Here is a 21913-nt window from a genome sequence, read left to right as displayed (position 1 = left end):
TATTATTGGCTCTTCAGGAGGTCGATCGTGGAGGAGATGAGATCGCGGGTCTGTTTGATGGTCTGCAGATTGGCGTCATACGAGCGGTTGGCTTCGCGCATGTCGGCCATCTCGACCAGGATATTGACGTTCGGCAGTTTGACGACGCCCTTCTGGTCCGCAGCCGGATTGCTGGGGTCGAATTCAGTGCTGAAGTCGCCTTCGTCGACGCCGACCTTCTTGACGCCGACAGTCTCGACGCCGTTGCTGCGATCCATCTGCTGGCCGAAGGTAATCGTCTTGCGGCGATAGGGATCGGCGCCGGGCGTGTCGCCGGTCGAGCGGGCATTGGCGATGTTTTCCGAAACGATGCGCAGGCGCGTCGACTGCGCCTCGAGCCCGGAACCGGCGATTTTCATTGCTGCTGAAAGCGGATCCATGACTTTACCTCCTGACCGTCATCAACATCATGCGGTTGAAGGAACTGACCAGCGAGGTGTTCAGATCGTACTGACGCTTGATATCGCCCGACTTGGAGAGCTCCTCGGCCAAACCGACCGTATTGCCGGATTCCTGGACACCGATTTCCTGATCGAGCGCGGCGTCCTTGACGTCGATATCGCCGCTGTCGCTGAAATCGTTGCCGCTGAGATGCGCCGGATTGGTGCGCGCCATGTTGATATCGGAATTGTCGAGCACCGCGTCAAAGGGCGTAACGTCCTTGGCGCGGAACTTCGGGGTATTGGCATTCGCGATGTTGCCGGCAACAACCTGCTGACGGATCGTCAGCCATTCCGCCTGCCGCGAAGCCAAGTCGAAAAGTTGGATCGGTTGCATGAGAACTCTCCGTTTTTACTGTCCCGAACCTAGTGCGGTAATCTTGCGTGGGACTTACGGGGAATTCAGGCGTCGAGGCGGTTTTCGGCCAAGGCCGCCGCGATGACGGCGCCGCGCGTCTTTCGGACACGCAAGAACGCTGTAACTGTTTGAATTGCTGCGTCATTCCATAAATCAGAATTGATCGAAGGAATGACGGAATAAAAAACAGGGGCTCCGGCCGGTTCACGGCGGAGCCCCTGTTGCCTTCAGCGTTTACGGACAGGCTCAATTGTTCTGGTAGATCTCGCCTTTGGAGGTGACGATCACCCATTTGCCGTCGCGCTGCTCGAGTGTCGCAAGACGGCTTTCGTCGGGCAGGATCGAGCCGATGCGCACCACATACATGCCCGAGGGATCCTCGATCAGCGCCCGGCCGTTGGAAACATGCAGCAGGCGGAAGGAAGATTTGCCGGGGAAAGGCTGATCTTCCTGTATGGCGCGGCCATCGCGCTCCTTGCCGAGATCGGAGACCGTCGCCGTCGTCAGCGGATCGATCGGCGGGGCCTTCTTGTCCGCCTCGTTCCTGTTGACCATGGCAAGCGGCGAGACGCTGAAGACGTTGCGGGCCGGCCAATCCGGCAGTTCACGCGAATTCTCGCTGGCGGCGACATTGATGCCGAATTTGTCCGCATTGAAGAAGACGTACCAGGGAAAGAAGGCGGAGGCGCCGGCAAGCGCCAGGCCGGAAAAGGTCAGAAACCGATCCAGGATGGCGGCTTTCCTGCGCTGCTTCAGTGAAGCGATACGTTCGTCGTCGAAATCAGCCACGTCTAGCCTCTCCTCTGAATAGGGGCGCCCTGATTGCCCATGCCGGCTGCAGCCTTGAGCGCGCCGGCGAGATCGGCGAAAGCGTCGAGCGAGTCACGATCGCCCTGAGACTGCTTCAGGACGTCGTAAATAATCGGCACCTGCTTGATCGCCATGTCGAGATCGGGATCAGCACCCTGGCGGTAACCGCCGATCATGCGCAGGTCGCGCGTCTCTTCGAAACGATGGATCAGCACCTTCAGCCGCGATACCAGCTTTTCCTGATCCGGCGTCCAGGCCTTGCGGGCAAGGCGCGAGATCGAGGCGAGCGGATCGATCGGGGGATACCGCCCTTCTTCGGCGAGACTGCGCTGAAGGACGATATGTCCGTCGAGGATGCCGCGGGTCGAATCAGCGATCGGGTCATTGTGATTGTCGCCGTCGACGAGGATCGAGATGATCGCCGTGATGGTGCCGGCGCCCTCGGGACCGGGACCGGCGCGTTCCAGGAGGCGAGGCAACTCGGTGAAAACGGAGGCGGGATAACCGCGCGCGATCGGCGGTTCGCCGGAGGCGGTCGCCACCTCGCGGATCGCATGGGCGAAACGCGTGACGCTATCGACGATGAAGAGGACATTCTCGCCCTTGTCGCGGAAATGCTCGGCGATGGTGACCGCCGTCAGCGGCGCCATCTTGCGCAGCATCGGGCTCTCGTCGCTGGTGGCGACGACGGCGATCGCCTTCTTCATATTGCTGCCGAGCGTATCCTCGATGAATTCGCGCACTTCACGGCCGCGTTCGCCGACGAGCGCAATGACCACCTTGTCGAAGGCATCGGCGCGGGCGAGCATGGACAGAAGCGTCGACTTGCCGACGCCGGAACCGGCGAAGATGCCGAGGCGCTGGCCGAGGCAGAGCGGCGAGAAGATGTCGATCGCGCGCACGCCGGTCTTGAAGCCGGTCTCGACACGCTTGCGGGTCATCGAGGGCGGCGCGGTATTGGAGATCGAGCGGCGATCGAGGCCCTCGGTGATCGGGCCCAGCCCGTCGATCGGCTCGCAGAGCGAGTTGACGGTGCGCCCGCACCAGCTGTCCGTCGGTGAAATGCGGAAGGCGCCCTTGCGGATGACGGTATCGTGGATGCCGATCGGTTCGCCGGGTTCGATCGGGCAGACATAGATCAGTTCCGGCTCGACACGCACGACCTCGCCGAGATGGATGCCGGTGGCCGATTTATGGGCCACGAACTCGCCGAGACGAACATGGCGGGAGAGACCGTGAACCGTGTAGTGGCCTGCAGCGATGGTCTGCACGCGGCCGCCGTGGGCAACCGCGAACTCCGGCGATGCGTATCGGTCGACGAGGTCCGCCAGATGCGCCAGCTTCGGAGAAAGACCGTCCACTGATAGTAGCGTGGTGCTCATGCTTCAAATCCCGCCCTAAAACACGTCGCGTACAGCTTGCTGCATGCGACGCATTTTGGATCTTTGTTCTTGTGCATGTCGCCCAAAACCGCCGGACACTTTTGGGCGGCATGCATCAGCGGCTGCCCCCAAGCGTCTGGACGGCTTCCTTGAAGGAATCCTCGCTGTCGCGCATCAGCGACGAGACGCTTTCGAAGGCGCGGTTGACTTCGATCAGCTGGGTGATCTCGCGCATGGCGTTGACGTTGGAGTTTTCGAGATACCCCTGCTCGACGCCGACATTGAAGCGGTCGACGACGGCGCGCGGCTGGTCGGTGGTCATGATGCCGCTGTTTTCGTAGCGCAGGTAACCCTTGCTGATATCGGCCTCGAACAGGCCGAGCGAGCCGACCTGGCGGCCGCCCTGATAGATGATGCCGTCGCTGCCGACGGCCGGCTCGCCGCCTGTCGTGTTGAGCTGGATCGGCGCGCCGCCGGCGTCGAGAACCGGATATCCCCGGATCGAGACGAGTTCACCGGTATCCTTGATCGTGAAGCGGCCGTCCCGCGTCAGGACGCGGCCGGCCGGCGTATCGAGCGAAAACCAGGCATCGCCCTTGATGGCAAAATCGAGCATGTTGCCGGTCTGCTGCAACTCGCCATTTCCCTCGTTCAGGTAGTCGTTGCCCTGGGAAACGAAGGCGACCTTGGTGTTCAGCTTGTTCTTGGTGGCTGCCACCATCTCGTCGAACTTCACCTCGGTGGCGCGAAAACCGGTCGTGTTCACGTTCGCCATGTTGTCTGCGATGGTGGTCAGGCGCTTTTCGAGGGCCATCTGCGACGACAGAGAAACATAAAGACCGGATTGCATGTCGGTAAGCTCCAAGCATTGGCGATGAACGGAACGAAAAGCCGGGCGTCGTCTTATGCGGTTCGGCCGGGATTTCGCTGAGGCGGCATCTCAGAAACGGGCATGGGCACCCATTCGTCCCCTTTAGACTGACGGCAGATGCTTGCGCGAAGCTGGCACGCGGAAATGCCTCGCGAGCGGGCCTTTCATCAGCCTCACGCAAGGCAGAAACCCTATCGGTCTCAATGAAAAGCAACGTTCAGATTGGGCTGACGATGAACATCATTATCGGATTTATAGTGACTTGCGGCTGTGTCATCGGCAGCTTCATGGCGATGGGCGGTGACGTGAACGCTCTGTTCCAGCCCTTCGAATTCGTCATCATCGGTGGCGCCGGTCTCGGCAGCTTCATCATGGCGAACCCGATGAAGGTGGTGAAGGATTCCGGTAAGGCGCTCGGCGAAGCCTTCAAGCATGCCGTACCGAAGGAACGTAACTATCTCGATACTCTCGGCGTGCTCTATTCGCTGATGCGCGACCTGCGCACCAAGTCGCGAAACGAAATCGAAGCCCATATCGACAATCCCGCCGAATCGACGATCTTTCAATCGGCTCCGACCGTTCTGAAGAACAAGGAACTGACGGCGTTCATCTGCGACTACGTGCGCCTGATCATCATCGGCAACGCCCGCAGCCACGAGATCGAGGCGCTGATGGATGAAGAGCTCAACACCATCATGCACGACAAGATGAAGCCCTACCACGCGATCCAGATCATGGGCGATTCCTTCCCGGCGATCGGTATCGTCGCGGCCGTTCTCGGCGTCATCAAGGCGATGGCTCACATCAACGATTCGCCTGAAGTGCTCGGTCACCTGATCGGCTCGGCGCTCGTCGGCACCTTCCTCGGCATTCTCTTGTCCTACTGCGTCTGCTCGCCGCTGGTCTCCCAGATCAAGGTCGTGCGCAACAAGCAGCACCGCCTCTACGTCATCGTCAAGCAGACGCTGCTTGCCTATATGAACGGCTCGGTACCGCAGGTCGCTCTCGAATACGGTCGCAAGACGATCTCGGCTTACGAGCGTCCGTCCATCGATGCGGTTGAGCAGGAAATGATGAACCCAGGTGGCGAAAACAAGGCGGCTTAAATGACTATGAGCAATGCTTCGCATGACAAACCGGCAATGGATCCTGCCCTCCTCGCCAAGCTGACAGGCGGGCTTGGCGACAGAGGCAGGGTCGCCAAGATCTGCAGCTCCTTCGGGGAAATCTACAGCGAATTCTTTCCCGACGTCATCAAAAGCGAGACCGGCCTCGACGTGACGGTCAACTATCTCGGCTGCGAGATTGGCTATAAGAACCACCTCATCGAAGACCTGAGCGCGAACGTCACGCTCGTCGACGCGACACTGCGCAACTGGTCGCAGAACATTACGCTTGCCTGCGGCAACGGCTTCGTCATTACGCTGATGGAGCATCTGCTTGGCGCCACAGCCGATACGATCGAGGAACCGGCCGACCGGCTGCTGTCGATCATCGAGCTCGATCTGGCGGTCATGGTCTTCGACAAGATCGCCAAGGTGCTGCGATCGGCTGTCAACGCGCCGGGCGGTTTCGAACCGAGCCTTTCGGCTCCGTACGGCCATGACATGCGCGCCCGGCCGCAGGAGGATCGTCCGGATGAATTCGCGGCCGCCATCAACATGTCGATCACGCTTGCCGGCATCGTTTCGGAATTTTCGTTGATCGTTCCGCAGACGGCACTGCTCAAGACCAAGGTGACGCCGCCGAAGCCGAAACGCCAGGCCAGCAGCAACTCAGCGGAATGGACCGAACAGCTCGGCGACCAGGTCCGCCGCTCACATGTCACGCTCGAGGCGAAGATCAGGCTGCAGGACCTGACGCTGCGCACGATATCGAAGCTGATGGTCGGCGACATCATTCCGTTCCGCGACCACGGCGAGGTGCGCGTCGAAGTCAGCGCCAACAGCAAGGAATTGTATGTGTGCGAGTTCGGGCGTTCAGGCGAAAACTACATGGTCCGCGTCAAGGATACGATGAACTCGGATGACGAACTCATCCGTCATTTAATGAATTAATCGGTTCTCTGGCCTTTGGGCTGCAAAGGCAGTTTGAGGCAAGTTTCAACTGGAATAGTGATTTCATGGCTACGAAGAAAACACAGCAGAACAGCGACCTCTCCCTGGATCTTCCGGGCAGCGAAGCCGATCTCGACCAGGCGATCGACGATCTGCGCGGCGTGCTGAAGCAGGATGCCGATGGCGACCTGTCGCAGTTTGGCGGCGACCTGCAGAGCGATCCCTTCGCAGCAGGAACGGACCTGGCGGCCTTTGGCGGCGAGACTTCGGAAACTCCGTTTGGCAGCGACGATTTCGGCGGCGACTTCGGCGGCGGCGATGCCGACCCGGCGGCCGGCATGGATTTCGGCAGCAACCCCTCCTTCGAGGCGTCGCCGGCCCCGCTCGGCAGCGCTTTGAATTCCAACTTCGACCTGATCATGGACATCCCGATCGACGTCCAGATCATGCTCGGCACCAGCCGCATGCAGGTCTCCGGCCTGATGAACCTCAATGAAGGGGCGACGATCGCCCTCGACAAGAAGATCGGTGAACCGGTCGAGATCATGGTGAATGGCCGCAGGATTGCCCGCGGCGAAATTACGGTGCTTGATAACGACGACACGCGATTCGGTGTGAAACTGATTGAAGTTTTGAGTACGAAAAAAGCCTGATCCCTGTGTGGGACGGAGAGGTTAGACCATGATGGACTTTGACGATTTCGGCGGCGCACTAGCCGGGAAACCGTTGACCCAGGCTGAAAAGGCGGCGGCTGTTCTTCTCGCTATGGGAAAGGGCGTCGCCGGCCGGCTGTTGAAATATTTCACCCAGGCCGAACTGCAGACCATTATCTCATCCGCCCAGTCGCTGCGCGCTATTCCGCCGGACGAGCTCCTGTTGCTCGTCTCCGAGTTCGAAGACCTCTTCACCGAGGGCGCCGGACTGATGGACAACGCCAAGGCGATCGAGGCCATTCTTGAAGAAGGCCTGACGCCCGACGAGGTCGACAGCCTGCTCGGCCGCCGCACCGCATTCCAGGCCTACGAAACCTCGATCTGGGATCGCCTCAGTGAGGCGGAGCCGACATTCATCGCACAGTTCCTGCTGCGCGAACATCCGCAGACCGTCGCCTATATTCTTTCGATGATGCCCTCCGCCTTCGGCGCCAAGGTGCTGCTGCAGCTTCCCGACAACCGCCGCGCCGACATCATGAACAGAACGGTCAACATGAAGGCGGTCAGCCCGAAGGCTGCGCAGATCATCGAAAACCAGGTCATGACGCTGCTTGCCGAGGTTGAGGCAGAGCGCAATGCAGCCGGCTCGACGAAGGTTGCCGATCTCATGAACGAACTCGACAAGCCGCAGGTCGACACGCTGCTCAGCTCGCTCGAATCGATCAGCCGCGAGTCGGTCAACAAGGTTCGCCCGAAGATCTTCCTGTTCGAGGACCTCATGTACATGCCGCAGCGCAGCCGCGTCATGCTGCTCAACGACATCTCGACAGACGTGCTCACCGTCGCGCTGCGCGGGTCGCCGCCCGAGATCCGCGAATCGGTTCTCTCCGCCATCAGCCCACGCCAGCGCCGCATGATCGAATCGGATCTGCAGAGCGGCATGGGCGGCGTCAATCCGCGCGAGATCGCGATTGCCCGCCGCGCCGTGGCGCAGGAAGCGATTCGCCTGGCCAATTCCGGCCAGATCGAGCTCAAGGAAAAGGCAGGCGACGCTTCGGCGGCCGCCTAAAACGTCGAGACTGTTGACAAATCCGGCATGCCGAAAGGCGGCTGTTGATCGCCGTGTCACAGACGACTACCCTTCCAACAATAGACCGTGCTCTAGAGCGCGTCGCATAGAACTCGGTTCTTGCGACGCGCTTTAGGTCTTTGTTCTGATGCATGTCGTCATCCCAAAAGAGCTGCACGTTTTTGGGCGACATGCATTAGGCGCGGCCTATTTCTTTGACGGAGGGCCGCGACTTGGCAGACGATGACAAGGACAGCAAAACAGAAGCCCCAACCGCGAAAAAGCAAAGCGATGCCGCGGAAAAGGGCAACGTGCCGTCTTCGCGCGAACTTTCGATCTTTGCGACCATCCTTGCGACCTTCATTTACCTCGTATTCTTCCTTCCCGACAGCGTCGGGCGCATGAGTGAAATGCTGCGCGACATCTTCGAACAGCCCGACCAGTGGAAGATCGAGACGGGGCCGGATGTCCTGGCGCTGTTCGTCCGGATCGGCTGGGCAAGTGCCGCGCTGCTGGCGCCCGCCTTCATCCTGTTCATGGTGTTCGGCGTCGCCTCCTCCGTCTTCCAGAATCTGCCGACACTGGTGCTTGAGCGCATCCGCCCGCAGGCCTCGCGTATCTCGCCGATCAAAGGCTGGTCACGGCTCTTCAGCGTGCCCGGCCTGGTCGAATTCGGAAAGTCGCTGTTCAAGGTGGTCGTCGTCGGGGTGATCCTGTTCTTCGTGCTCAGGAGCGAATATTTCGGCTCGATCGACGCGATGTTCTCCGATCCGCAAACGATCCTCGTGCGCGTGACGGCGGCGATGCGCAAGATCATCATCGTCATGCTGATCGCCACGGCTATCGTGGCGATCGCCGATCTTTTCTGGACGCGCCATCACTGGTTCACCGAACTGAAGATGACGCGGCACGAGGTCAAGGAAGAAAACAAGCAGGCGCAGGGCGATCCCTTGGTCAAGAGCCGGCAGCGCTCGCTGATGCGCGACCGGGCGCGCCGGCGCATGATCGCCAACGTGGACCGCGCGACGCTGGTGATTGCAAACCCGACGCACTATGCGGTGGCGCTGCGTTACGCGCGCGAAGAGAACGACGCGCCGGTGGTGCTGGCCAAGGGTCAGGACCTGATTGCGCTCAAAATCAGAGAGATCGCCGAGAAGAACGGCATACCGGTGTTCGAAGATCCGCCGCTTGCACGCTCCATGTTTGCGCAAGTCTCGATCGATAGTGTCATCCCGTCAGTCTTCTATAAGGCGGTAGCGGAGCTCATCCACCGGGTCTACGCTGCGGACGCCAAGAACAAACGGGTAAGATAAGCCGAATGAAAAAATGCCCCCACTCTACCCAGCGTGAAAAGATCCTCGCAGACGCGATCAGCCCGGTCGCCACTGAACTACGCCTTCTGGATGCTTCTGACCTTATTTCACTGCTGCGCTTCGAGTATTACGGCAATCTTTCCGATCTCGTCGCTTCGGCGGCGGAGCTTTTCTTTCATCCGGGCACGGTGAATTTCGGCCTTGGCGGCAACTATACTCTGGAGTGGGGCGGCAAGCCCGAAGTCGTTCTCGATCTGGAAATCAAGCCGCGCGGCGTCACCGTTTACGCGCAGCTCACCCTTGCCGAAGATCACGCCGGCATCGAGATCAGCCATATCGCTTTCCAGGAGCCCTCGGCCGATCCTGACGAGAATACCATCTTCCTCAAAAAGAGCCTTCGGGAAGCGCGTTACAGCGTGAACCAGCCGCCTCAGGCGCTGGCCGGCTGACTTTCTTTCGAGACAATCGCGCTTTCATTTCGACTTGGACAACAAGTCAAAGCTTGACAGCGTCCGTTGCGGTCAAGGACTGGGCGGGTTCAGCTGATATAACCGAGCCGGATCGCCTTAGCGATCGCCTGGATACGATTGACGGAATCGAGCTTGATGGTCGCCGAGCCGAGATAGGCGTTCACGGTGTGCACGGACAGGCCGAGCTTGTCGGCAATCTCTTCGCTGATGCGGCCGTCGCCGGCAAGCTGCAGACAGGCGATCTCGCGTTCGCTGAGCGCCTCGGCGGCAGCCGTGCGGCGTTCGTCGAGCGAGAGCAGGTCCATCATGATGTGGCAGCAGCGACCGTGCAGCTCGACGATGGTATCGCTCGAAGGGTCGATCTCATCGCCGGTGAAAAGGATGAAACCATTGCCGACGGCGCCGAGCCGCACCGGAAAGGCAAGTCCGGAGAAGGGCAGAATACCGTCCTGCAGTCGCGTCATGAACGGCGAGAAGTCTGCCGGACCGGGTGCCGCACGGTCGTAACCGCCGGCCCATGAGAGCGGCAGCAGCGACTTGTCGATATGATCGAGAAGAATATCGCCGTAGGCATCCGTGAAGGCCTTGCCGAAACCGGCATTGGAAGAACCCCAGTTCTCAAGCTCGCAGACAAGCCTCTGCTTTGCCGGAAGGCCCGAGCCGCTGACGCGGAAGATCGCGAAGCCTTGCGCATCGGCGAGCTTCTGCATCGCGATCAGCCGCGGAAAAAGATCGGACCGGCTGGAAATCCTGTTCACACGCACCGTGCGCAGCTGCTCGGCGCTGCTCATCGTCCTGCCTGCTGGATAGCCCATAGATCCCCCTATACGAGATTATTGCGGACGGCGAAGGCAATGGCCTCGGACCGGGTCTTGGTCGCCGTCTTGCGCATCACGCTGGTGATGTAGTTGTTGATGGTATTGCGAGAGATTCCGAGGATCATCGCGATCTCGTCGCTGGTCTTGCCTTCGGCGATCCAGAACAGGCATTCCAGCTCGCGGTCGGTCAATTCGAAATCGCGATCGACCTTCGTACCACCGCAGCGCAGGAAGCTCGCGACATAACCTGCAAGCAGGCCTACGTCCCGCAGGCGCTCCGGCGAAAGGATGAACCCCTCGCCGAACAGGAACATCAAGGCCAGCCGCGACCGGCCGACATTGAAGGTCACCGAACAATATTGGCGGCTGGCGCCATCCGGAATCTCGGCACTGTCAGGCAGAAGAGCAAAATTCGGCTGGAAGACCTGCATGCATTTTTCCAGCTCTGTCGAGCGGGCATAGCCGCGGACCAGATCATTGGCGATGTCCCTGACCAGATCGAAAGGCCAGTCCGACGAAACGATGAAATCGAGGCCACTTTCCTGAAGGAGATCGCAGCGCGCCAGAAGGTAGTGCGAAGCACCCACGTAATCCGTCAGAGCGCGCAGACCAGACTGCAACCTGCCGGTGCTGGCAACGCCGTGGAGGCGCTGGAGCAGCTCATCGCGCGGCAGCAGATCCGGCACCACCGCACTCGCGAAATTCGCCATATGCCTCTCGCCTTTGCTCGCCTGAATTACATTCATATCCATTGGCAATGTCCTGCGGCTGAGAAACGATCGAACTCGGTGCAACAGCATTTTTTCTGTAAAGGATTCAGGTCAAGTCCCGCTCGAATCCCATTTCGAATCACCTAAGGGTAAGCCAGCCGATGCAAATCACCATCTCCGACTTCTAGGGATTTACTTTCGCTGTCGCCAATGCACTGATTCGACCACTCGTTCCAGCCTTCAAGATCTAAGGAGGCTAAGGTGATTCTGGCGGTATCGCAACCAGCTTCGCGTTTTACGCGAATCCCTCTCATCATGTCGCGTTACAGCCGCATTTAAGGAGTCGGGTCTATAGTGTTGTTCGAATTCCCAACCCTGATTGTCATGCCCCAAGTCTCTCACATAGCCGGTCATGGTTTTCAGCAACAGCGGTCAGGAAATCCAGCTTTGGTACCGATATGAAAAAAGGCCGGTTGCCCGGCCTTTCCTTTACGCTGCTTCGTCGATCGCCCATTTCCTGAGGATTTTCGCGGCGCGTTCCTCGTTGATCTCGACCATACGGGAAAGCTTGCGTTCCGGACCTTCCTTGACACGGCGATTGAAGTTTCCATCGTCGTCGCCGAGGCTGAGCAGGTCTTCGGTACTGTCGAAGCCGAAGTCGGACCCGAAGCCGTCCATGAGAGCGCCGCCGGGTGCTGCCGATGCAGGCGCGAAGTCCGGAAGCTCGAGGCCGGCCGCTTCCGGCGTCGCGTCGCCGAAAGCCGCGGAGCTACCGTTGCCGTTGATGCTGCGCACCAGAGGCCGCAGGCCCATCCAGACCACCACGAAGGCGACCGCGACAAAGGCGAGCGAGTTGATGATGCCGGCAAGGTTGCGGCTCAGCATGTCCATGACGCGGACACCGCCGGTGGCGTCTTCGAGCAACTGGTTCTCGAGGAAGTCCATGGCCGTCACGGTGACGACGTCGCCGCGCTTGGCGTCGATGCCGGCCGCCGACGCGACGATCTTCTGCATTTCGGCAAGATAGGCGTCGACCTTGGTCTGATCGGCGGGCTCACCGACCATCTTGGCGATGCGGCCCTTGTTGACCACCACGGCGATCGAAAGCTTTTCAACCTTATAGCTGCTGCGGGTCGTCGCCGTCGTCTTGCTGTTGATTTCGTAGTTGGTCTGCTCTTCGCGCTTGTCGGACTTGTCCTGCGATTCAGGCCCGGCGGAGCCGCCGGCCTCGGGAGCCGCCTGCGGAATGTTCTGTTCGACCGTCGTCGCGCTATCGGACTGCTTCTGCTGCGACTGCTGGGCTTCCTTCGTCGAGCGGACCGAGCGTTCGACCTTGGATTCAGGATCGAAAACCGTTTCCTGGATCTGCTGGGCGTCGGTGTTGAGATCGGCGGTGACGCTGGAGCGGAAGTTGTCCATGCCGAGGAAGGGTGCCAGCGCCTTGTCTATGTTGGATTCGACTTCCTGCTGAACGTTCTGAACGATGTTGAGCGAGCGGTTCAGCGAGCTGTTGCTCGCCTCGTCGCCGGAAGCGAGCAGTTGGCCGGCGGAATCCAGGATCGTCACGTCATCGACATCAAGCCCCGGCACGGCCGAGGCGACGAGGTGGCGGATCGAGGTCGCCGCGCTCCGCCCGGTGGTGGCGCTCGCGCGAATCATGACGGATGCGGTCGGTTTTTGCTCCGCCTTCCGGAAGTTTCCGACCTCCGGCATGACGATATGGACGCGCGCGGCGGTGATACCAGAGATCGACTGGATGGTGCGGGCGATTTCGCCCTCCAGCGCTCGAACCCGCGTTACCTCCTGCATGAACGAGGTCAGGCCGAGGGAGCCGACATTGTCGAAGAGTTCGTAACCGGCATTGGCGCTGTTCGGCAGGCCGCGCTCGGCAAGCATCAGGCGGGCCTTGCCCGTCATCCCCGCGGGAACACTGATGCTGGAGCCGTCCGTGCCAACCTGGAAATCGACGTTGGCTTCGGCAAGCGCCATGCTGATCTGGTTGAGATCCGGCGAGTCCAGACCGACATAGAGCGTTTCCTGTGCCGGTTTGTTGACGAAAAGGGCGGCCGCAAGGACGATTGCGATGGAGACGGCACCGACACCTCCGAGAATCATCAGGCGTGTTCGGCCCAGGGAACCGAAGTTCTTAAAGATCTGAACTAATTGATTTAACAGATTCATTCTGTTCTCGCACGATCCGTCAAAGACAAAGCAGGCTTATTGCCTCATCTGACGAATAGTCGGCGAAACTTGTGCGAGCGTTTCGTGAGAGCGTGCGGGAGCGAAAAGGCCTAAAGTAATTCCAGCAAAAGTGCGCAGCGGTTGCGTCCGGAATTGCGCTAGAACAAAGAGAGAGCGTTTCCGTGACTCGGAGAAAAACGGGTCGTTCTAGAAGAAATCGAAGTCGCCGGCTGCCTTGCTCAATGGCTGGGAGTGGCCGTGACGTGTGGCGCCGCCCAATGCCTTTTGCATCTCCGCCAGCTTGACGAGGCTGAGCGCGGTTGCGACGTCGACTGCCCAGCCGTGCGGGATTTCGCCGGTGATGGTGTCGATGAATTCTGCAAGGCCGCGTGATTTCTGCACAGCCAGATCGATGCCCTGCATGACCTTCATGGCATCCGGCGAGTTCAGGATTTCGGCGCCGCCGAGGTCGAGAAGCTGCGGCTCGATACGCTCAATGAGATAGGCGACATCGTGCAGTTCGGACACGATGCGCATCAGGATGTCGCTCAGCGCTTCGACAGGCGCAGGCGGCTCCATCATCTGGGTAAATGTCATATGAAAATCCTCGCCATCAAAAAAATTCGATACTGGTTTCGACGGGCTTCTGCGGAGTGGCGGGGCGCTGCTCGAGAGCGACGGTTCTCTGCGTTTCGGCGCCGGTCAGGGGGTATTGCCGGGCACGACCGGAGACCGGCCAATATTCAAGCTTGCGTCCATGCTCTCCGCCGGTCGAGGAACCGACCACCGGAATGCCTTCATCCCTCAGGAACTGCACGGCGAAGGCCGCGTTCTGCTCACCGACATTGGAGAATGTCGAGATCGTCTTCGCGCCGCCGAAGATCTTTGCCTCCAGCCGGTCGCGCCGGGCGCCCTGCTTCAGGAGACCGTTGATCAGCAGTTCCATCAGATGCACGCCGTACCGCGTGGCATCGCCGCCTGACGTCGGCGACGTCGCCGAACCGGGCAGCAGAAAGTGGTTCATACCGCCGACACCGGCGACAGGATCTCTGAGGCACGCAGCCACGCACGAACCGAGAATGGTCGAGAGGACCGCATTCGGATCGTTCAGAACCTTATACTCGCCCTGAATGATGTGCACGCGGCGGGCTGCCCCCTCAGTGATCATTTCAGGGCTCCAAACACGGCTTCGATGGCCGCTTTCATCTTCTCGATCGTGAACGGCTTGGCGAGCACGTTGTTGGCGCCGAGCTGGGCCGCCTTCTGCACCAGTGCGCGGTCGCCCTGGGCGGTCAGAATGATGAAGGCCGCCTTCTTGGTGTTGGGGTTGGTGCGCACCGCCTGAAGGAAGCCGATGCCATCCATCTTCGGCATGTTGAAGTCCGAGATTACCAGGTGGTGCGGCTGCTCGGCCATGATCTTCATGCCCTGCTCACCGTCACCGGCCGACGTGATCTGCTTGAAACCGAGCTGGGTCAGCGCATCGCTGAGCAGCAACCGGCTCGTTACCTGATCGTCGACGATCAGAACTTTGATTTTCTCCGCGAGCGACATTTATTCGGTCCCTTCCTTTCGGGCGGCTGTCATTTTCAATATTTCTTCACCGATGGCAGACAGCGGCAGCTGCTGCTCAACGGCGCCAAGTTCGTGAGCAACCCTTGGCATTCCGTAAACGACACAGGTTTTTTCGTTCTGGCCGAGCGTTCTGGCGCCGGCGTGGCGCATTTTCAACAATCCGGCGGCGCCATCGCGGCCCATTCCGGTCAAAATCACGCCGACGGCATTGCGGCCCGCCAGTTCCGCGACCGAATCGAACAGCACGTCCACCGAGGGGCGGTGACCGTTGACCGGCGCGCGGTCAATGAGACGGCAGCAAGGCGCCGAGGCACCGCTGACCTGGAGGTGGCGTTCGCCGCCGGGCGCCAGATAGATCTTGCCGATTTCGAGCCGGGCGCCATCGGTCGCTTCCTGCACCACCGGTGCACAGAGGCGGTTCAGCCGTTCGGCGAAGCTCTTGGTGAAGGTCGGCGGCATATGCTGGGTGATGACGGTCGGCGGGCAATTTGCCGGAAATTTCTGCAGCACGGCAATGAGTGCCTCGACGCCGCCGGTCGACGAGCCGATCGCAACGATCTTGCGGCCGACGCGGAAATCGGCGACCGAGGGTGGTGGCGCGACGGCGGCGACGGGCTGGGAATACTGGCGTTGCGTGCGTGCGGCGGCCTTGACCTTTTCGGCGAGGTCGCCGAAAGGCCTGAGTTCGCCCGGCGCCGGCTTGCCGACGCAGTCGAACGCGCCGATCTCCAGCGCCGCAAGCGTCGCCTCGGCGCCGCGATGGGTCATCGTGGATACCATGATCACCGGCATCGGACGCAGCGTCATGATCTTTTCGAGGAAATCGAGGCCGTTCATGTTCGGCATCTCGATGTCGAGCGTCAGGACGTCGGGGTTCAGCCGCTTGATCGCCTCGCGCGCTTCCAGCGCGTCGCCGGCCTGGCCGATGACGTTGACCTCGGGATCGGAACTCAAGACGGCGGTGATCAGCCCCCGCATCGTCGGCGAGTCGTCAACAACGAGAACCCTTGCCGGAGCGCTCATGTCTTCCTCCCGAGACCTTTGGCCGTATAGCGATAGGTCGTGATGCCGATATTGTCGAAGACGTGTTTTGCCTCGCCCGAAACACGTTCGGAATGGCCGATATAGAGATGCCCGCCCTCCGGCAGCAGACCGGCGAAACGCTGCCAGATCTTCATCTGCGTCGGCTCGTCGAAATAGATGACGACGTTGCGGCAGAAGATGACGTCGAACTTGCCCTTGAACGGCCATTGCGCCATCAGGTTCAGTTCGTTGTAGGTTATCAGCCGCTTCACGCGGTCGTCGACCTGGAACTTCCGGCGGCCCCGCACCTCGACTTCGCTGAACCATTGCTTGCGCATGGCGGGCGATACGGTTTCGAGCGCGCTCTCGTCATAGGCGCCGGCCCGGGCGATCGCGAGGATCTTCGGATCGATGTCGGTTGCCAGGATCTTGAAGTCGTAATCGGCGACATTCGGCATCAGCGACAGCACCGTCAGCGCGATCGAATAGGGTTCCTGCCCGTCGGAGGACGCGGCCGACCAGATGCGCACCCTGCCGCCCGATCTCGCCCGCTGCAGAAGCTCCGGCAGGACGTGGTCGCGCAGATGGTCGAAATGATGGTTTTCGCGGAAGAAACGGGTAAAATTGGTCGTCAGATGCGAAAGCATCTCGCGACGCGGCGCAGCACCCGCCGGCGAAGCGACGAGGTCGCAATACTCCCGGAAGCCGGACAGGCCGAGATTGCGAATATGCTTCGACAGGCGCGAATAGACGAGCGACGCCTTGGTCTCGTTGAGGAAGATGCCGGCATCTGAATAGATCATCGCAGCGATCTCGGTGAGGTCGCGGCGCGTCAGCGGATATTCTCCGCTCGCCAGGACCTCGTCGGATCCCTGCCTCTGATCTTTTGCGCCCATTACACTCATGCGGCTTCGCTTTCGGTCTCTGGAAAGAGGGATTCGAGTTCGATCAGGCAGATCAGGCGCTTCTCGATGGCGAGAACGCCGCGAGCAAATTGACGCTCGAGCTCGGAGGTGATCTCGGGCGTCGGCTGAATGGTTTCTTCGGTCACCGTCAGGATGTCGGAAACGGCATCGACCAGCAGGCCGACGACCTTGCGCCGGACCTGGGCGACGATGATGACATGACGGGCAGTCGGATCGGCCGGCTTCATGCCGAGCCGGGCCGCAAGATCGATGATCGGCAGCACCGCGCCGCGCAGGTTGATGACACCCAGCATATAGCCAGGCGAATGCGGCATCGCGGTTGCCGGGGTCCAGCCGCGGATTTCGCGAACCGACATGATGTTCACGCAAAATTCCTGATCCCCGATGCGGAACGCGATCAGCTCGCGATCCCCCTCGTTCAGATTTTTTACAGTGTACGACATTCCCTTATCCCACCGCTGCTAACGACATTTCCGCTTTGAGCGACTGGCCGCGCGAGGCACCGACGACCGCGTCGACATCGAGGATGAGAGCGACGCGCCCGTCACCGAGGATGGTGGCGGCGGCAATGCCCGGCACATGGGTGTAGTTCGCTTCCAGGCTCTTGATGACCACCTGGCGCTGACCCTGGATGGCGTCGACCATCAGGGCGCGCTGGCCGCCGCCTTCGGATTCCACCAGAAGCGCCACGCCCTCGACCGGATTGGCCTGGGTAGCGCGGAAGTTCAGGATGCGGCCGACATCGACCAGCGGGCAGAAGCTGTTGCGGATCGAGATCAACCGGTGGTTCGCACCGAAGGAGTGGATCGCGGCCGCTTCCGGCTGCAGGGTTTCGACGATCGCCGTCAACGGCACGACCAGCGTCTGGCCGGCGACGGTGACCACCATGCCGTCGAGGACGGCGAGCGTCAGCGGCAGGCTCATGGTGAAGACCGAGCCGTGACCCGGCTTCGAGGTGATGTTGATGCGGCCGCCGAGCGCCTGGATCGAGCGCTTGACGACGTCCATGCCGACGCCGCGGCCGGAGATGTCGGAGATCTTGTCGGCCGTCGAGAAGCCCGGCAGGAAGATCAGGTTGTCGATTTCTTCGTCCGACAGGTTGGAATCGGCCGGGATGAGGTCGTTGTCGATCGCCTTCTGGCGGACCTTCTCGCGGTTGATGCCGGCGCCGTCGTCGGCAAGCTCGATCAGGATGCGTCCCGAACGATGCTTGGCGGTCAGGCGGACGGTGCCTTCGGTGTTCTTGCCGGCGGCTGCGCGCTTTTCGGGCGTTTCGATGCCGTGGTCGACGGCATTGCGGATCATGTGGGTCAGCGGTTCGGCGAGCTTGTCGATCACCGTCTTGTCGACTTCGGTGTTTTCACCCTCGGTGATCAGGCGGATCGACTTGCCGGTCATGTCGGCGATTTCGCGAACGATACGCGACATGCGCTGGAAGACCGGCTTCACCGGCTGCGCGCGGATGGCCATGACCGAGTCCTGGATCTCGCGGGTGAGCTGCTGCAACTCCTCGAGGCCCATATTGATCGAAGAGGTGCCGGTCGTGTCGTTCTCGATGACGCTCTGCGACAGCATCGCCTGGTTGATGACCAATTCGCCGACGAGGTTGATGAGGCGATCGACACGGTCGAGATCGACGCGGATCGTCTGGCCGGCGCCGGCGGCATTGTTCTGGGCGGCGGCGCTTGCAGCGGCCGCTGCGGCGGCTGCCGATTCCTTCTTCTCGACGCGAGCGGCGACCATCTGCGTGACGTTGGAGGCGGTTTCGGCGGCGGCAACGGCTGCGGCTGTCTCCCGCGCGTCCGAGGCGGAAACTTCTTCCATTGCGCCCGTTTCGTCCAGGATCGACAGATCGAAGGGAACCGGCACCATCGGCAGTTCGTCGTTGCTGGTGGCGTCGGCCCTTGCTTCTTCGACCGGCTTCACCGTCAGTTCGCAATCCCACTCGGCGAATTCGAAGACGGTGCGGATGGCGTCCTCGCCCTTGTCCGTCTTGATCGTGACGTTCCAGAAGAAATAAGCGCCTTCCGGATCGAGTTCCTCGAGGCCCGGCAGGTCATCCGTATTGCAATAGATCGTCATTTCACCCAGGCGCGAGAGATCACGCAGCAGCAGGGTGGCGTCATTGCCCTTGGAATAGAGTTCGTAGCGCGGCTTGAAGATGACTTCATAGGTCGGCATGCCGCCCGCATCGTCTTCGCCGCTAAAATCGTCGAAGGAAAAGGGGACCGGCTGGAAGCCGCTGTCGTCAGTCGGCTTGGGGGTCGGCGCCGGAGCGGCCGGAGCAACCTTTGCGGCGGTCTTCGGCGCAGGCGCCTCGGCTGACGCAGAGGGAGACGGCAATTCGCCGTTGGCCAGCGCCTCGAGCTCCTTGACGAGGCCGCGGCTGCGGCTTTCATCGACGCTGCCGCCGTCGCGCGCAGCATTCGTCAGGTCGGCGAGCACGTCGGCCGACTTCAGCATCACCTTCAGGACGTCCTGGTTCGGCTCAAGCTTGTTGGATCGAACGCAATCGAGAGTGGTCTCGAAAACATGGGCGAAGGCGACCAGATCGTCAAGGCCGAAGGCGCCGGCGCCACCCTTGATCGAATGCACCGCACGGAACACCGCATTGACGGTTTCCGGATCGCGATCGCCATCATTCAATTTCAGAAGACCGGATTCCAACTCGGCGAGCTGTTCCTCGCACTCCTGGAAAAAGATCTCTTTGATTTCGTTCATATCCATAGGAGCAAATCCTGGGTTTAAGCGGTTACACGCTCAATGGCATCGATCAGCTTGGCCGGGTCGAAAGGCTTGACGATCCAGCCCGTGGCACCAGCTTGGCGGGCGCGGTTCTTCTTTTCCGCGTCGCTTTCGGTGGTCAGGACCAGGATCGGGATCGCCCGATATTTCTCGTTGCGGCGGACACCTTCGATGAAGCCGAAACCGTCGAGGCGCGGCATGTTGATGTCGGTCACAATGACGTCAGGATTGGACTCTTCGAGGATCTCGAGGCCCTCGATGCCGTCTTCCGCCTGGATCGTCTCGAAGCCGGCATTGTTCAGCGTCACGAGAAGCATGTTTCGGATGGTGCGGGAATCATCCACGGTCAGCACTTTTTTCTTCATTGCCGAATCTCCTTGGCAAGCAGGTGGTCAATATTGACGCCAACCAGCTGCATGGTTTTCTGAAATGCGTCGGACACCTTGGAGAAGGTGAACGGCTGCTTGTCCTGCTCCCAGGTCTTCTCGGCGGACATCAGAACCTGGGCGCAAAGAGCACCGATCCGTTCGACGCCGGAAGCGTCTATCGAAAGACCGCTGCCCCGGAGAGAGAGGAGTTTATCGCGCAAGGCGGAAGCCTCGTTGAGGTCGAGCACCGCCGTCAAGTCCAGCGTCTTGCCACTCTTCTTTGCTGCCATCAGCTTTTCCTTATCCCCTTATCCCCGGCCCGAAGACGAGCTGAGGCAATCATCCGATAGGTTAGTAAACATTCCGCCCACCTCCGACGTTTGCGAACGCTTGCGGAAGGCCAAAATCGTCATTTTCGTATTCGTCCACGACCGGTGCCGGGCGGGTAGCGCCCTCAAGGGCGCGCGGCGGTGTCACGCGCACCGGCGCCGGGCGCCCGGCGGTGGCGTTTTCCCGGGCGATGCGGAATTCGCGAATCGTCTGGCCGAGCTCGAGAATGACGGTGTGGAGGTGGTCGGCGCCTTCGGTCGAGCGCTCCGCAAGGTCGGCGCTGTCGGCCACCTCGCTACCCAGGCCCTTGACGTCGGCTGTCACGCTGTCGAGGCTTGCGGCATGTTCGCCGGTTCGGGTGGCGATGCCTGATATGGCGGCGTTGATGTCGGTGACCTGACGCACGATGCTGCCGATCGAATCCTGTGTGCGCCCGACCATCTGCACGCCGGCATCGACCTGCGCCTTAGTCGTCGTCACCAGGGTCTTGATCTCGCGGGCGGCTTCGGCCGAACGCTGGGCAAGGGCGCGGACTTCCTGGGCGACGACGGCAAAGCCGCGGCCGGAATCGCCGGCGCGAGCGGCCTCGATGCCGGCATTCAGCGCCAGAAGATTGGTCTGGAAGGCAATCTCGTCGATCGCACCGATGATCTGGCCGATCTTTTCGGCCGACTGCTCGATATCGGCCATGGCGCTGATCGCGCGGCCGACGACCTCACCGCTTTCCTCAACGGCGGCGCGCGTCGAGGCGGCCGCCTGTTCGGCAGCGCGGCTGTCGGCGGCGCCATTCCGGACACTGCCGGCGATGCCGGCAAGGGCAGCGGCGGAAAGCTGCAGCCGGTCGGCCTGGCCGGAAGCCGTGCCGGCGAACTGCCGCGACAGACCGGCAAGCGAGCCTGTCTCCGCTTCGGCCTTGGCCGTGCGCTCGGTAATAGTGGTAAACTCGGCCTGGAGGCCATCCAACGCGCCGTTCAGCGCGGCGGCGATCCCGGCATGAGCGCCGTCACCGTCGATGGGGGCGCGCCGCGTCAGGTCGCGTGCGGAAAGACCTTCGATGACATCGCCGAAGATCCTGATGATCTCGGCCTCGTTGTCGGCGCGCTGATCGGCGAGCGCGCGGCTCTGGGCGGCGCGCAGCGCATTGAAGCGGAGCGAGACGGCAATTTCCACATCGACCATGACGATGCGGATGATCGCCGTCATCAGATCGGAGATTTCGCGGGTGCGACGCTTGGCCGACGGCAGCAGCGGACGGCCGGCGATCTCTTCGGCGAGACCGGAAACGACATGTTCCAGCATAACGCCATGGCCGGCGACGTGCCAGCGCGGGTCGAGGCCCATCTTGCTTTCGGTATCGGAGAGAACCTTGACGCGCTCGGCATAGAGGCTGTCGAACCGCGCATCCGTCAGCACGTCCCAATGCGAGGATTGCAGATCGTGCAGGCGCTCGACCTGGCGCTCGCTCTCGAAATTGCGCGAGGCGTCGGGGAATGACTGGAACCTGTGGAAGAGATCCCTGAGGCCTGCCTTCAGATGCGCTTCAAGCGCCGTCCGGTTGCGGCGCACCAGCTCGCACTGGTCGGCATCGAGACCGGCAAAGCGCAGGCGGTCGCGCAAGCTGCCTGCCTGCGCTCCACGAGCCTGATCTGATGGCATGTCCTGCCTCAACGCCTGTCCCCAACCACTTTCCGGGCGAAGGCCCGGCCAAAAACTTGCGCAGCATCCGTTGAACGCGAAGCGTGGAGACGGTTCTCACCACCGGTTACAACCGGCGG

At 61.1% G+C, this 21913-nt stretch carries 24 protein-coding genes; 6 read left to right on the top strand and 18 right to left on the bottom strand.

Annotated features, from left to right (window positions below; all coding sequences use genetic code 11):
- Nucleotides 1–2 precede the first annotated feature (2 nt).
- The 5 genes from flgC to flgF all read right to left on the bottom strand — a co-directional run bounded on the left by flgC (nucleotide 3) and on the right by flgF (nucleotide 3879).
- Nucleotides 3–419, bottom strand: coding sequence for a flagellar basal body rod protein FlgC (flgC, locus tag HFO71_RS08305; protein WP_003545531.1), 417 nt, complete (start codon nucleotides 417–419; stop codon nucleotides 3–5).
- 4 nt (nucleotides 420–423) lie between these two features.
- Nucleotides 424–816, bottom strand: coding sequence for a flagellar basal body rod protein FlgB (gene flgB, locus HFO71_RS08300; protein WP_017958990.1), 393 nt, complete (start codon nucleotides 814–816; stop codon nucleotides 424–426).
- 267 nt (nucleotides 817–1083) lie between these two features.
- Nucleotides 1084–1626 (bottom strand): flagellar protein, encoded by a 543-nt coding sequence (locus HFO71_RS08295; protein ID WP_131642124.1) that lies wholly within the window; start codon nucleotides 1624–1626, stop codon nucleotides 1084–1086.
- Nucleotides 1627–1628: 2 nt separating this feature from the next.
- Nucleotides 1629–3029 carry a flagellar protein export ATPase FliI gene (fliI, locus tag HFO71_RS08290; protein ID WP_168256642.1) on the bottom strand — a complete coding sequence of 467 codons (1401 nt, stop codon included), beginning with the start codon at nucleotides 3027–3029 and terminating at the stop codon, nucleotides 1629–1631.
- 115 nt (nucleotides 3030–3144) lie between these two features.
- Nucleotides 3145–3879 carry a flagellar basal-body rod protein FlgF gene (flgF, locus tag HFO71_RS08285; protein WP_077977596.1) on the bottom strand — a complete coding sequence of 245 codons (735 nt, stop codon included), beginning with the start codon at nucleotides 3877–3879 and terminating at the stop codon, nucleotides 3145–3147.
- Between the two features lie 254 nt (nucleotides 3880–4133).
- On the opposite strand from flgF, the gene motA reads away from it, so the two are divergent.
- The 6 genes from motA to HFO71_RS08255 all read left to right on the top strand — a co-directional run bounded on the left by motA (nucleotide 4134) and on the right by HFO71_RS08255 (nucleotide 9441).
- Nucleotides 4134–5006: a flagellar motor stator protein MotA gene (gene motA, locus HFO71_RS08280; RefSeq protein WP_011650470.1), complete on the top strand. Its 873-nt coding sequence runs from the start codon at nucleotides 4134–4136 to the stop codon at nucleotides 5004–5006.
- On the top strand, nucleotides 5007–5957 hold the full coding sequence (locus tag HFO71_RS08275; protein ID WP_131642127.1) for a FliM/FliN family flagellar motor switch protein: 951 nt from the start codon (nucleotides 5007–5009) through the stop codon (nucleotides 5955–5957).
- A 65-nt stretch (nucleotides 5958–6022) separates the two neighbouring features.
- Nucleotides 6023–6610 (top strand): flagellar motor switch protein FliN, encoded by a 588-nt coding sequence (gene fliN, locus HFO71_RS08270; RefSeq protein WP_077977593.1) that lies wholly within the window; start codon nucleotides 6023–6025, stop codon nucleotides 6608–6610.
- Nucleotides 6611–6638: 28 nt separating this feature from the next.
- Nucleotides 6639–7679 carry a flagellar motor switch protein FliG gene (gene fliG, locus HFO71_RS08265; protein ID WP_077977591.1) on the top strand — a complete coding sequence of 347 codons (1041 nt, stop codon included), beginning with the start codon at nucleotides 6639–6641 and terminating at the stop codon, nucleotides 7677–7679.
- Between the two features lie 233 nt (nucleotides 7680–7912).
- On the top strand, nucleotides 7913–8992 hold the full coding sequence (gene flhB, locus HFO71_RS08260; RefSeq protein ID WP_026264917.1) for a flagellar biosynthesis protein FlhB: 1080 nt from the start codon (nucleotides 7913–7915) through the stop codon (nucleotides 8990–8992).
- A 5-nt stretch (nucleotides 8993–8997) separates the two neighbouring features.
- Nucleotides 8998–9441: a hypothetical protein gene (locus HFO71_RS08255; RefSeq protein ID WP_017958982.1), complete on the top strand. Its 444-nt coding sequence runs from the start codon at nucleotides 8998–9000 to the stop codon at nucleotides 9439–9441.
- An 89-nt stretch (nucleotides 9442–9530) separates the two neighbouring features.
- Here the strand turns inward: HFO71_RS08255 and visR are convergent, their stop codons facing one another.
- From visR to HFO71_RS08190, 13 genes are all read right to left on the bottom strand, one after another.
- Nucleotides 9531–10277, bottom strand: a complete 747-nt coding sequence (gene visR, locus HFO71_RS08250) for a transcriptional regulator VisR (protein WP_028740340.1) — start codon at nucleotides 10275–10277, stop codon at nucleotides 9531–9533.
- A gap of 8 nt (nucleotides 10278–10285) precedes the next feature.
- A complete protein-coding gene (gene visN / locus HFO71_RS08245; protein WP_026154436.1) occupies nucleotides 10286–11032 on the bottom strand; it encodes a transcriptional regulator VisN in 747 nt (248 codons plus the stop codon).
- A 447-nt stretch (nucleotides 11033–11479) separates the two neighbouring features.
- Nucleotides 11480–13171, bottom strand: a complete 1692-nt coding sequence (gene fliF / locus HFO71_RS08240) for a flagellar basal-body MS-ring/collar protein FliF (RefSeq protein ID WP_077977590.1) — start codon at nucleotides 13169–13171, stop codon at nucleotides 11480–11482.
- A 207-nt stretch (nucleotides 13172–13378) separates the two neighbouring features.
- Nucleotides 13379–13768, bottom strand: coding sequence for a chemotaxis protein CheT (gene cheT, locus HFO71_RS08235; RefSeq protein ID WP_017958978.1), 390 nt, complete (start codon nucleotides 13766–13768; stop codon nucleotides 13379–13381).
- Nucleotides 13769–13784: 16 nt separating this feature from the next.
- Nucleotides 13785–14339 (bottom strand): chemoreceptor glutamine deamidase CheD, encoded by a 555-nt coding sequence (gene cheD, locus HFO71_RS08230; RefSeq protein WP_077977589.1) that lies wholly within the window; start codon nucleotides 14337–14339, stop codon nucleotides 13785–13787.
- A complete protein-coding gene (locus HFO71_RS08225; RefSeq protein WP_003545503.1) occupies nucleotides 14336–14725 on the bottom strand; it encodes a response regulator in 390 nt (129 codons plus the stop codon). Before HFO71_RS08225 ends, cheD begins: the two co-directional genes overlap by 4 nt.
- Nucleotides 14726–15769, bottom strand: coding sequence for a protein-glutamate O-methylesterase CheB (cheB, locus tag HFO71_RS08220; protein ID WP_017958976.1), 1044 nt, complete (start codon nucleotides 15767–15769; stop codon nucleotides 14726–14728). It lies immediately after the preceding gene.
- Entirely contained in the window at nucleotides 15766–16674 is a 909-nt protein-coding gene (gene cheR, locus HFO71_RS08215) for a protein-glutamate O-methyltransferase (RefSeq protein WP_221967621.1), read from the bottom strand. Before cheR ends, cheB begins: the two co-directional genes overlap by 4 nt.
- Entirely contained in the window at nucleotides 16671–17138 is a 468-nt protein-coding gene (locus tag HFO71_RS08210) for a chemotaxis protein CheW (RefSeq protein WP_020048469.1), read from the bottom strand. Before HFO71_RS08210 ends, cheR begins: the two co-directional genes overlap by 4 nt.
- Before the next feature lie 4 nt (nucleotides 17139–17142).
- On the bottom strand, nucleotides 17143–19422 hold the full coding sequence (locus HFO71_RS08205; RefSeq protein WP_221987823.1) for a chemotaxis protein CheA: 2280 nt from the start codon (nucleotides 19420–19422) through the stop codon (nucleotides 17143–17145).
- A gap of 17 nt (nucleotides 19423–19439) precedes the next feature.
- Nucleotides 19440–19805, bottom strand: a complete 366-nt coding sequence (gene cheY1, locus HFO71_RS08200; protein ID WP_017958972.1) for a chemotaxis response regulator CheY1 — start codon at nucleotides 19803–19805, stop codon at nucleotides 19440–19442.
- Nucleotides 19802–20098 carry an STAS domain-containing protein gene (locus HFO71_RS08195; RefSeq protein ID WP_003545491.1) on the bottom strand — a complete coding sequence of 99 codons (297 nt, stop codon included), beginning with the start codon at nucleotides 20096–20098 and terminating at the stop codon, nucleotides 19802–19804. Before HFO71_RS08195 ends, cheY1 begins: the two co-directional genes overlap by 4 nt.
- 61 nt (nucleotides 20099–20159) lie before the next feature.
- A complete protein-coding gene (locus HFO71_RS08190) occupies nucleotides 20160–21794 on the bottom strand; it encodes a globin-coupled sensor protein (RefSeq protein WP_131642129.1) in 1635 nt (544 codons plus the stop codon).
- Nucleotides 21795–21913 lie beyond the last annotated feature (119 nt).

Source organism: Rhizobium laguerreae (assembly GCF_019778565.1).
GTDB lineage: Bacteria > Pseudomonadota > Alphaproteobacteria > Rhizobiales > Rhizobiaceae > Rhizobium > Rhizobium laguerreae.
This window is presented reverse-complemented; position numbering and strand designations above follow the sequence as displayed.